Source organism: Bradyrhizobium forestalis (assembly GCF_002795245.1).
GTDB lineage: Bacteria > Pseudomonadota > Alphaproteobacteria > Rhizobiales > Xanthobacteraceae > Bradyrhizobium > Bradyrhizobium forestalis.
Genome location: NZ_PGVG01000164.1, coordinates 1 through 389 on the forward strand (window position 1 = coordinate 1; position 389 = coordinate 389).

1 protein-coding gene is annotated in these 389 nt (G+C 67.4%); it reads right to left on the minus strand.

Going from position 1 to position 389, the window contains the following annotated elements; genetic code table 11:
• Positions 1-389 (minus strand): ATP-binding cassette domain-containing protein (locus CVM73_RS38935; protein ID WP_146006770.1); only part of this gene is annotated, 389 nt, incomplete at both ends.

Below are 389 nucleotides of genomic sequence, written 5' to 3' on the forward strand. Positions count from 1 at the left end.
ATACTGCTGTCGGCGGCATCCTCGGCGCGCACCAGCAGCAGGCGCTTGAGCGTGCTGTCCTGGCCGGTGAAGGCGCTGACGAATTCGTCCGCCGGGTGCGCCAGCAGCGTGTCCGGGTGGTCGAACTGGAGCAGGCGGCCGCTCTTGAACACCGCCACCTTGTCGCCCAGCTTGATCGCCTCGTCGATGTCGTGGCTGACCATGATCACGGTCATGCCCAGCTTGCGCTGCAGCTCGAAGAACTCGTTCTGGATCGACTCGCGGTTGATCGGGTCCACCGCGCCGAAGGGCTCGTCCATCAGCAGCAGCGGCGCATCCGCCGCCAGCGCGCGGATAACCCCGATGCGCTGTTGCTGCCCGCCGGACAGCTCGCGCGGATAGCGCGACAG